At 71.3% G+C, this 9,643-nt stretch carries 12 protein-coding genes; 3 read left to right on the top strand and 9 right to left on the bottom strand.

Features of this window, described 5'->3' with window-relative positions; translation table 11 throughout:
* From VG899_12315 to clpS, 5 genes are all read right to left on the bottom strand, one after another.
* The coding region (locus VG899_12315) for a pyridoxal-phosphate dependent enzyme (GenBank protein HWA67137.1) at window positions 1–731 on the bottom strand (731 nt) is incomplete at its 3' end.
* A gap of 17 nt (window positions 732–748) precedes the next feature.
* Window positions 749–1,024, bottom strand: coding sequence for a MoaD/ThiS family protein (locus tag VG899_12310; protein ID HWA67136.1), 276 nt, complete (start codon window positions 1,022–1,024; stop codon window positions 749–751).
* A 56-nt stretch (window positions 1,025–1,080) separates the two neighbouring features.
* Window positions 1,081–1,488, bottom strand: a complete 408-nt coding sequence (locus VG899_12305) for a M67 family metallopeptidase (GenBank protein HWA67135.1) — start codon at window positions 1,486–1,488, stop codon at window positions 1,081–1,083.
* Window positions 1,489–1,508: 20 nt separating this feature from the next.
* Complete coding sequence (locus tag VG899_12300; GenBank protein HWA67134.1) at window positions 1,509–2,069, bottom strand: DUF2017 domain-containing protein; 561 nt, start codon at window positions 2,067–2,069, stop codon at window positions 1,509–1,511.
* Between the two features lie 8 nt (window positions 2,070–2,077).
* Window positions 2,078–2,368 (bottom strand): ATP-dependent Clp protease adapter ClpS, encoded by a 291-nt coding sequence (gene clpS, locus VG899_12295; protein ID HWA67133.1) that lies wholly within the window; start codon window positions 2,366–2,368, stop codon window positions 2,078–2,080.
* Between the two features lie 52 nt (window positions 2,369–2,420).
* Between clpS and VG899_12290 the strand changes: the two genes are divergently transcribed.
* The 3 genes from VG899_12290 to VG899_12280 are packed head-to-tail and all read left to right on the top strand — an operon-like array spanning window position 2,421 to window position 5,250.
* Complete coding sequence (locus VG899_12290) at window positions 2,421–3,395, top strand: EamA family transporter (protein ID HWA67132.1); 975 nt, start codon at window positions 2,421–2,423, stop codon at window positions 3,393–3,395.
* Window positions 3,392–4,684 carry a nicotinate phosphoribosyltransferase gene (locus tag VG899_12285; GenBank protein HWA67131.1) on the top strand — a complete coding sequence of 431 codons (1,293 nt, stop codon included), beginning with the start codon at window positions 3,392–3,394 and terminating at the stop codon, window positions 4,682–4,684. The genes VG899_12290 and VG899_12285 overlap by 4 nt, the downstream gene beginning before the upstream one ends.
* The gene (locus VG899_12280) at window positions 4,681–5,250 is read left to right on the top strand and encodes an isochorismatase family protein (GenBank protein ID HWA67130.1); all 570 of its coding nucleotides are present in this window, start codon (window positions 4,681–4,683) and stop codon (window positions 5,248–5,250) included. Before VG899_12285 ends, VG899_12280 begins: the two co-directional genes overlap by 4 nt.
* Here the strand turns inward: VG899_12280 and VG899_12275 are convergent.
* From VG899_12275 to VG899_12260, 4 genes are read right to left on the bottom strand one after another with little or no spacing between them, the layout of a single operon-like run.
* Window positions 5,219–6,859, bottom strand: a complete 1,641-nt coding sequence (locus VG899_12275) for an AMP-binding protein (protein HWA67129.1) — start codon at window positions 6,857–6,859, stop codon at window positions 5,219–5,221. The two genes, VG899_12280 and VG899_12275, sit on opposite strands and share 32 nt — an antisense overlap.
* Window positions 6,860–6,872: 13 nt before the next feature.
* Window positions 6,873–7,802, bottom strand: coding sequence for an aldose 1-epimerase family protein (locus VG899_12270; protein HWA67128.1), 930 nt, complete (start codon window positions 7,800–7,802; stop codon window positions 6,873–6,875).
* 7 nt (window positions 7,803–7,809) lie between these two features.
* Window positions 7,810–8,364, bottom strand: a complete 555-nt coding sequence (locus VG899_12265; protein HWA67127.1) for a YqgE/AlgH family protein — start codon at window positions 8,362–8,364, stop codon at window positions 7,810–7,812.
* Window positions 8,361–9,584, bottom strand: a complete 1,224-nt coding sequence (locus tag VG899_12260) for a cytochrome P450 (GenBank protein HWA67126.1) — start codon at window positions 9,582–9,584, stop codon at window positions 8,361–8,363. The genes VG899_12265 and VG899_12260 overlap by 4 nt, the downstream gene beginning before the upstream one ends.
* Window positions 9,585–9,643 lie beyond the last annotated feature (59 nt).

Here is a 9,643-nt window from a genome sequence, read left to right as displayed (position 1 = left end):
CGGGTACGCCGAAGGGCGTCCTGCGGCCCGACCGAGAACCGGGTGTCGAGCACCGACGCGTCGTAGAGCTCGGGGACGAAGCCCTCGTCGATGTTGCGCAGGCCGTAGACCAGCTCGCCGTAACGTGGCTCGGCAGCGACGATCTTGATGCCCGGCACGTGCTCGCGCAGGTAGCGCCCGACGCCCATCAACGTGCCGGTGGTGCCGAGCCCAGCGACGAAGTGGGTGATCTCGGGCAGGTCGGCGAGCAGCTCGGGCCCGGTCGTCGCGTAGTGCGCGTCGGCGTTCGCCGGGTTGCCGTACTGATAGAGCATCACCCAGTCCGGGTTCTCCGCGGCAAGCTGCTTCGCGACCGCGACCGCCTGGTTCGAGCCGCCCGCCGCGGGCGAGAGCCGGATCTGCGCGCCGTACATCTCCAGCAGCTGCCGCCGCTCGACCGAGGTGTTCTCCGGCATCACGCAGATCAGCGAGTAGCCCTTGAGGCGGCACACCATCGCCAGCGAGATCCCGGTGTTGCCGCTGGTCGGCTCGAGCACGGTGCAGCCGGGTGTCAGCCGGCCGTCGGCTTCGGCCCGCTCGACCATCCGAAACGCCGGGCGGTCCTTGATCGAGCCGGTCGGGTTGCGGTCCTCTAGCTTCGCCCACAGCCGTACGTCGGCTGACGGCGAGAGGTTGGGCAGGCCGACCAGCGGAGTGTGGCCGAGGGAGTCGAGCAGCGAGTCGTACCGCACGGTGGCAGCGCGCCCGGTCAGCCGCCGGCGACGGCCGGCAGGATCGTGACGACGTCGCCGTCCGACAACGGCGTCTCGACACCGCCGAGGAAGCGCACGTCCTCGTCGTTGAGGTAGACGTTCACGAAGCGCGCCAGCGAGCCGTCTTCGGACACCAGTCGGCCACGCAGCCCCTCGTGCCGGGAGTCGAGGTCCACGAACAGCTCCTGCAGAGTGCTGCCCTCACCGGTCACGGTCTTCTCGCCGCCGGTGTAGCTGCGCAGGATCGTCGGGATGCGTGCTTCGATCGCCATGGTCACATTCTCCCAACACGACCGGGAGACCACTGATTCCGGGCTGGCCGCCTGGCTCAGGCAGCGATCTCGACCGGCTCCTCGGTGACCTCGCCGTCGATGATCCGGTAGCTGCGGAACTCCACCGTGTCGGGATCACGGGTGGACACGAGGACGTAGTGGGCGCCCGGCTCCGCGGCGAGGCTGATGTCGGTCCGCGACGGGTAGGCCTCGGTCGCGGTGTGCGAGTGGTAGATCACGACCGGCTCCTCGTCGCGCTCGTCCATCTCCCGCCACACCCGCAGCTGCTCCATCGAGTCGTACTCGTAGAACGTCGGCGAGCGGGCGGCGTTGAGCATCGGGACGAACCGCTGCGGCGCGTCACTGCCGGCCGGGCCGGCCAGCAGTCCGCACGCCTCGTCGGGGTGGTCGCGACGGGCGTGGTCGACGATCGCGTCGTAGAGATCACGGGAGATCCGGAGCACGGCGCGAGGCTACCGAGTGGCTAGGCCGCTTCGATGATCGCGTTCTGCAGCCAGCTCAGCCAGTCGTAGGCGGCGAACCCCGCGAACTGCGGCGACTGCGGGTCGAAACGGCCGAGGTCGGCCTCCCAGTCCTCGGACACGTCGAGGCGGGTGCCCAGCGTGAGCCGTACGTCGGTGAGCGCGTACAACCACGGGGTGATCGCCTCCTCCGGCAAATCGAAGCGCTGCGCGTCGCCGCGCCGCGCGCCGGTCCCGGACAGGTCGTCGAGCACCCGCTGGAGGACCGCCGCCTTCTGGCTGCGCAGGTCGCCCTCCATGAGGCTGCGGTACTCCGCGGCGGCGTCCGGGTCCTCGCGGTAGGCGTCGGGAAGCAGTCTGGCGAGCGCCGGGTCGTCGGGGGTCGCGGGCGGGCCGGCGGGCAGCCCCACGATCGCGGCCAGCGGGTCGTCGGCGTCAGCGGCCTGCGGCAGCCCGGAGACGAGCAGGGAACGGACCTGGCCGACCAGGCTGGCGAGCAGGACGACCTCGCCCGCTTCCAGCTCGACCCGTACGACGCTGCCGCGCCGGCGTACCTTCCCCATCTGTCGGTTCAGTCCTGTTGCAGCGTGGCCCACAGCCCCGCCGCGTGCAGCCGGGCGACGTCGTGCTCCATCTGTTCACGCGTCCCGGTGGACACCGCCGCCTTGCCCTTCTGATGGACGTCCATCATCAGTGCCGTCGCCTTGTCGCGGCTGTAGCCGAAGAGCTTCTGGAACACCCAGGTCACGTAGCTCATGAGGTTGACCGGGTCGTTCCAGACGATCGTGACCCAGGGCCGGTCAGGGTCCTCGGTCTCCCAGGCGCCCGGGGTCTGCGAGCGCTCGATGGTCGGCGCCGTCATGCCTCCATCATCGCCCCCGAAAACCGGTGGGAGCGGTTCGTAGGGTCGAGGAATGGGAGAACAGCCGTCGAGCTCGCGGGTGTGGCTGTCCCTGTGGCTGGTCTACGTCCTGTGGGGCTCGACCTACCTCGCCATCCGGGTCGCGGTCCACCCGAGCCACGGCGCCGCCATCCCGCCGCTGGTCCTCGCCGGCGCCCGGTTCGTCCTCGCCGGCCTGCTGATGCTCGCCTTCACGATCACGAAGCCGGCGCCCGACGGCCTGGCCGACCGGCTGGGCTGGAAGCAGTGGGGAGCGGCCGCGGTGATCGGGCTCGCGTTGCCGTTCGGCGGCAACGGGCTGGTGAGCGTCGCCGAGAAGCGCATCCCGTCCGGCGTCGCGGCGGTGGTCGTCGCGACCGTCCCGATCTGGGCTGCCCTGTTCGCCGCCGCGCTGGGCCGGGAGCGCGTGACCCGCTTCCATCTGTGTGGGCTGGCGTTGGGATTCGCCGGCGTCGCCGCGCTGGTCGTGGGCTCCGGCAGCGGCCGGGCCAGCGTCTCGGGAGTGGTCATCGTCGTCGTCGCCGCGCTCAGCTGGGCCGCCGGGTCGGTGTGGTCACAGGACGCGCCGACCGCACGGCGGCCGCTCGTCACCACCGGGATGGAGATGCTCTGCGGCGGGATCGGCTGCCTGGTGAGCGCCGCACTGACCGGCGAGTTCGGGGACCTGCACCTCGCCGCGGTCAACTACCGCGCCTGGCTCGCGTTCGGCTGGCTCGTCGTCGCCGGCTCGATGGTCGCCTACACCGCCTACGTGTGGCTGCTGCGCAACGCCCGGCTGTCGCTGGTCACGACGTACGCCTTCGTCAACCCGGTCGTCGCCGTCGCGCTCGGGGCGGTGCTGCTCGGCGAAGCGTTCACGGTGCGTTCCGCGGCGGCTACAGTCGCCGTCGTGCTCGGCGTGATCCTCATGCTGCGCCGGCCGCAACCCACCGTCGCAACACCGCCGGTTCCGGACGCGCAGCCGGTCGCGGACGAGATCCGGTCGTGACCAGCCCGGCGCTGCTCACCGACCAGTACGAGCTCACCATGGTCGAGGCGGCCCTGCGCAGCGGGGCGGCGGACCGGCGATGCGTGTTCGAAGTGTTCGCCCGGTCGCTTCCCGGCCGCCGTCGCTATGCCGTCGTCGCAGGACTCGGCCGGCTGGCCGAGGTGTTGCCGGAGTTCACCTTCGACAACGACGCCCTCGGCTTCCTGCAGGCCGCAGGCGTGATCGACGCCACCACCCGGGACTGGCTGACGAGCTACCGGTTCTCCGGCTCGATCGACGCCTACCCGGAAGGCGAGGTGTACTTCCCGGGCTCGCCGGTGCTCACCGTCGAAGGCGGCTTTGCCGAGTGCGTGGTCCTCGAGACTCTGGTGCTGTCGATCCTCAACCATGACAGCGCCGTCGCGACCGCCGCGGTACGGATGGTCAACGCCGCCGCCGGTCGGCCGTGCATCGAGATGGGCTCACGGCGTACTCACGAGGAAGCCGCGATCGCCAGCGCACGTGCCGCCTACATCGGTGGGTTCACCGCAACCTCCAACCTCGCCGCCGGGCGGCGATGGGGAATCCCGACGACCGGGACCGCGGCGCACGCCTTCACCCTCGTCCACGACGACGAGCGCGCGGCGTTCCGCGCTCAGGTGGACGCGCTCGGTGTGGGTACGACGTTGCTGGTCGACACCTATGACGTCGAGGCCGGGATCCGCGCCGCGATCGAGGTCGCCGGCCCCGAGCTCGGCGCGGTCCGGCTCGACTCCGGCGACCTGCCGACCCAGGCCCGGGACGCCCGTGCGCTGCTGGACTCACTCGGCGCCACGAGCACGCGCATCGTGGTGACCAGCGACCTCGACGAGTACGCGATTGCCGGCCTCGCCTCCGCTCCGGTGGACGGCTACGGCGTCGGCACGTCGCTGGTGACCGGAAGCGGCACCCCGACCGCGGGCTTCGTCTACAAGCTGGTCTGCCGCAAGGACGACGCCGGCGACTGGGCCGAGGTCGAGAAGCGGTCGGCCGGCAAGACGTCGACCGGCGGCCGCAAGTCTGCGTTTCGCCGGATCGTCCACGGCAAGGCGGTCGCAGAAGTGCTCCGCTTCACCGCGGGCGACACCGTCGACGGCGAGCGTGCGCTGCAGCAACCGGTGGTGCGCGACGGGGCGGTCGTCGCCGACACCGATCTCGACGGGGCTCGCGCCCGCTGCCGGCGCTCGTGCGCGGAGCTGCCGCTGCACGCGATGAAGCTCTCCCCCGGCGAGCCGGCGATCGAGACCGTCTGGGAAAGAATCGCGCCATGAAGCGGGCACTGATCGTGGTCGACGTGCAGAACGACTTCTGCGAGGGCGGGTCCCTCGCGGTGTCGGGCGGTGCGGCCGTCGCGGCGGGGATCAGCACGTTGCTCACCGGCGCGGACTACCCGCTCGTGGTGGCCACGCGTGACGCGCACCGCGACCCGGGTGAGCACTTCTCGGATCACCCGGACTACGTCGAGAGCTGGCCGGCCCACTGCGTCGCCGGTACGGCGGGCGCGCAGTTCCACCCGGCGCTGGACACCCAGCGGATCGACGCGGTCTTCGACAAGGGCGCCTACCGGGCGGCGTACAGCGGCTTCGAGGGAACCGGGCCGGACGGTGCCGGGCTTGCGGACTGGCTGCGCGCCCACGACGTCGACTCGGTCGACGTCGTCGGGATCGCCACCGACCACTGCGTGCGCGCGACCGCCCTGGACGCGGCAGCCGAGGGATTCGCCACCACCGTGCTGCTCGACCACACCGCAGGCGTCGCGCCGGAGACCGTCGAGGCCGCCCTGGAGCAGCTGCGGGCCGCCGGCGTCAGGCTGACGGGGCAGCCAATCGCGTCTTGAGCACCTTCCCGGTCTCGTTGCGCGGCAGCTGGTCGTGGAACTCGACCTGTCGCGGCACCTTGTAGTTCGCCAGCCGCTGCTTGACGTGCGCCCGCAGGTCGGCCGCGGAGGCATCCGCGCCGTCGCGCAGGACCACGTGCGCGACGAGCGCCTGCCCGAACGTGTCGTCGGCCACGCCGACCACGACGACGTCGGCCACGTCGGGATGGCCGTGCAGCACGTCCTCAACCTCGGCCGGGAACACGTTCTCGCCGCCCGAGACGATCATGTCGTCGTCGCGTCCTTCGACGTAGAGCCGGCCGTCCGGCCCGATCCGGCCGACGTCGCCGATCGAGGCCAGCTTCCCCAGCCGCGCCTTGTCCTCACCGCTGGTGTAGCCCTCGAAGGACATCCCGCTGCCGGCAAAGATCCGGCCGACCTCTCCCGCCGGGACGTCGTCGCCGTCCTCGTCGACGATCCGGACCGTCACGCCCTGCAACACCCGGCCGGCGGTGGTCGGTGCCTCGCGCAGATCCTTCGGCCCGGCGACGCTGACGTAGGCGATCTCGGTGGAGCCGTAGAGGCTGTAGAGCACGTCACCGAACCGGTCCATGAACCGCGTCGCCAGCGTCGGGGCGAGCGCCGAGCCGGACAGCGCGACGATCCGCAGGCTCGAGGTGTCGGGAGTGACCTCGACGTCAAGCATCCGCTGGCACATCACGGGGACCGCCGCGATGGTGTCGGCGCGGTGCTCCTCGACCAGCCCGAGGGTCACGGCCGGGTCGAAGCGCCGTGTCATCACGAACGTGGATCGAAGGATCATGCCGATGGTGAGGTTGCCCAGTCCCCACGCGTGAAAGGCGGGAGCGGCGAGGACGGTGACGCCGTTCGCCCGGTACGGGATCGCAGCGAGGAACGACACCGAGCTCACCAGGCTGGACAGCGCGGTCGGTGAGCTGCGGGCGGCTCCCTTGGGCTTCCCGGTGGTGCCGCTGGTCAGGATCACGTGACGCCCCTCGACACCCGGCGAGGGCAGGTCGGGGACCGCACCCCGGGCGGCCGCGACGATGCCGGCGACGCTGTCCGGCGGCGCGTCGTTCGCCTCGTCCCACGCCCACAGCACCGGCCGCGAGCCGGCGTGCTCGTCCACGATGGCGGCGAACTCGTCGTCGGCGATGACCGCGGCTGCGTTCTCGCTTTCGAGCACCTCGCCGAGCTGCGGCCCGGCGAAGCCGGTGTTGGCGTAGAGCGTGTCGGCACCGACCTTCGAGATGGCGACCAAGGCGATCACGAACGCCGCGGAGTTGCGGGCCAGAAGCGCGACCGCGTCGCCCGGCCCGACCCCCTTGTCCGCGAGCGCCGCGGCGACCATGCTGCTGCGCCGGTCGATGTCGGCGAACGTGACGGCTTCGCGCTCGTCGATCACCGCGATCGCCTGCGGGTCGCGCGCCGCGTTGGCGGCGTACAGGCCGGCGGGAGTCCGTCCCCACCGTCGCATCGCGGCGGCCATGCCGACCAGGCGGTCCGGGCGGATCAGCGAGGTCAACCCGATCCGGTGTGCCACCGCGGCGGCGTTCCAGCCGCCACGCGCCGCGCCGTACCCCATCGACGCGATCCGATCCACCACCATGCTCGACGTCCGGTCAGCTCGCCGGGACGATGCCCCAGGCGCCACGCCACTCGCCACCCGGCTCGACCGTGACGAGCGACTCACCGCTTGCCATCGCGTTGGGGGGCGCCGACATCGGCTCGACGCCCAGCCCGCGGCGGCGCCGGGCCGGGTCGGGCAGCGCGTCGCCGGTGAAGATCTCCAGATAGGGGTAGGCGGCGGCGACCCACACCGTGACGGCGGCCGACCCGTCCGCAGCCGCCAGGTGCAGCCGGGCCTTGCCGTCGGCATCCCGATCGAGGTCGGCATAGGTGTGGTCGATCTCCAGATCGCCTATCGGCCGGGCCGAGGTGAAGTCGTACGCCGTGCCGGCGACCGGCTCGGTGCCGGTCGGGATCTGCTGCGCCCCGGTCAGCAGCCGGGTCGCGGCGGGGATGGTGAGCAGTGCCTCGTCGATCGTGGCGGTGCCGACCGTGAGGTAGGGATGGAAACCCGCGGCCACCGGCGCGGCCGTGGCGCTCGCGTTGCGAATCGTCGTGTCGACGGTCAGCCCTTCCTCGCCGAGCGACCACTGGTTGGTGACCTCGAGCTGCCACGGGTAACCCGGCTGTGGCATCGACCGGCAGCGCAAGGTCACTGACGACTCGACGTGCTCGACGACATGCCAGGACAACCAGCGCACCAGGCCGTGGATCGCGTTGTGCTGCTCCGGCTCGGTCAGCGCCAGCTGCTGCGGGGTGCCTTGCCAGGTCCACCTGCCGTCCTGCACCCGGTTCGGCCACGGGACGAGCGTCTGGCAGCGCGCGCCGTCACACATCGCGTCCGCGGCGTACCCGTCCAGCACGTCGCGGTCCCCGATGCGGTAGGTCCGCAGCCCCCCGCCGACCTCGACCGCCACCGCCTCCTGCACGCCGTGGCGGATGACGTACTGCTCGCCGCTCGGGCGGTCGGTCTCGTTGGGCACTGCAGCCTCAGTTCATCGACGGGTCGACGGGATAGGTCGAGACCACCGACAGCGGCCACGGCTGCCGTCGCAGCACCTGCGCCCACAACCGGTCGGGAGACAGGGCGAAGGTGTCCTCCGGCAACCGCTCGACGACGTACCACGCACCGTCGGCGATCTCTGCTTCCAACTGCCCGCCCGACCACCCGGCGTAACCGGCGAACACACGCAGCTCGCGCAGCGACGCGGCGAGCATCGCGGGGTCGAAGTCGAGGTCGACGGTGACCAGTGGCCCGACGATGGGGCGCCAGCCCGCGCTCGACGACCCGTCGGTGACGCCGAGCGCGATGGCGATCTCCGGCTGCACCGGCCCCCCGCTGAACACGACGGCGGGCGCGCTGGCGATGTCGGCGACCGGAGGTACGACGTCGAGCAGCGATGCGTCGCCGGGCCGGTTGATGATCAACCCAAGCGCGCCGTCGTCGTTGTGCTCGAGCAATGCGATGACACTCCGGAAGAACTCCGGTGCCCGAAGCGTGGGGCTGGCGACCAGAAGCTTGCCGGCGAGGCTGGTCACCGTCATCGGATCGCCACCGGAAGGGCCGTCAGCCCCCGCAGGTTGATGCGGCCGTTGTGGACCGGCTCTCCGGCAAGCGACAGCCGGGGAAAGCGGCGGAACAGCCCGCCGATCGCAACCCGCCCTTCCAGGCGCGCCAGGGACGATCCCAGGCAGTGGTGGACGCCGCCGCCGAAGGACAGGTGATGCTTCGCGTTCACCCGGTCCACCCGCAACCGGTCGGCATCGGCGCCGAACACCGTCTTGTCGCGGTTGGCGGAGGCCAGGCTGGCAAGAACGACCCGGCCGGCGGGAATCACGTGTCCGCTGGTCGGATAGTCCTCGGTCGTGATCCGTCGCGAGAGCTGGACCGGGCTGTCGTAGCGGAGCAGCTCCTCGACGGCGTTGTCGTCGAGCCCAGGGTCGGCCCGCAGCAGCTCGGCCTGGTCCGGACGGTCGAGCAGCGCGCGCGTGCCGTTGCCGATCAGGTTGACCGTGGTCTCGTGGCCGGCGACGTAGAGCAGGACGACCTGTGAGACCAGCTCGTCGTCACTGAGCGCGTCCTCGCCGTCATGCACGTCGATCAGCCCGGTCAGCAGGTCATCGGCCGGATGGTCGCGCTTCCATGCAATGGCGGCCGCCGTCCGCTCGGACATCTCGATCTCAGCGGCGATGATCGCCCGCACGGTGTCCTCGTCGGGGACGGGCTCGAGCGACCGGACGATCGTCGCGGACAGCTCGCGCAGACGGGTGACGTCGTTCTCCGGCATGCCGAGCATCGCGGAGATCACCGCGAACGGCAGCGGGAACGCCAGCGCGTCAATCAGGTTGACGGTGCCCTCGTCCTCGATCCGGTCGAGCGCCTCGGCGACCAGCCGTTCGACCATCGGCGTGAGCGCGTCGACGGTTCGCGGCGTGAAGGCCTTCGAGACCAGCCGGCGCAACCGGGTGTGGTCGGGCGGGTCGCGGTCGAGCATCGACATCCCGCCGCCGCGCCGCGACCGCTCGGCCTCGCGATAGATCTCCTCGTACCGGCCGCGCATCGGGCTGAAGGTCGTGACGTTGCGGTCCTCCACCGACATCTTCGACCGGAGCAGCTCGCTGACGTCGCGGTGGCGCCACAACGCCCAGAAGCCGAACTCGTGCTCCTCGACCGGCGCGCCCTCGCGCAGCGCGGCGTACGTCGGGTACGGATCGGTGGTGAACCCGGGCTCGAACGGCTGGAAGGACACCGCCGCCTGCGTCATAGCGAAACCGTATCCCCGCGCCCAGCGCGTCGCATGCCGGATTGGATCATGCGCGAGGA

The organism is Mycobacteriales bacterium (genome assembly GCA_035550055.1).
In the GTDB taxonomy this organism is placed as follows: Bacteria; Actinomycetota; Actinomycetes; order JAFAQI01; family JAFAQI01; genus DASZTV01.
The sequence above is the reverse complement of the archived record's forward strand: the minus strand, read 5'-3'. Positions and strand labels throughout refer to the sequence as shown.